1 pseudogene is annotated in these 388 nt (G+C 58.5%); it reads left to right on the top strand.

Annotated elements, in window-relative coordinates:
- Nucleotides 1-151: 151 nt before the first annotated feature.
- Nucleotides 152-388 (top strand): annotated as a pseudogene (locus AC1D0P_RS31415) (hypothetical protein); the annotation flags it as partial.

Here is a 388-nt window from a genome sequence, read left to right as displayed (position 1 = left end):
ATTATGTCCGCATCGCGCTGGTCGAAAACGAGCACCGGCTGCGTCAAGCCGCTCGCAGTATCAAGAAATTCTTTGGTACCGCGGACGAGACGCTGCACAATGTCATCTCGCTGAAATCCGCCAGCTGAATTTTAAAAGACAGGAATTGATGATGGCTGATGCCCTTAAACTCGGCATTGCAGGTTTGGGAACTGTTGGCGCCTCGCTGGCCAAGATCCTCGGTGAGCGCCACAATATGCTGGCCGTGGCCTGCGGCCGGCCGATCGAGGTTACAGCGGTCTCCGCCCGCGACAAGAGCCGCGACCGCGGCGTCGATCTTTCCAAGGCCGAATGGTTCGATGGAGCCGCGACCGCGGCGTCGATCTTTCCAAGGCCGAATGGTTCGATG

The organism is Polaromonas sp. P1_G2 (assembly GCF_056405515.1).
The sequence above is the reverse complement of the archived record's forward strand: the minus strand, read 5'-3'. Positions and strand labels throughout refer to the sequence as shown.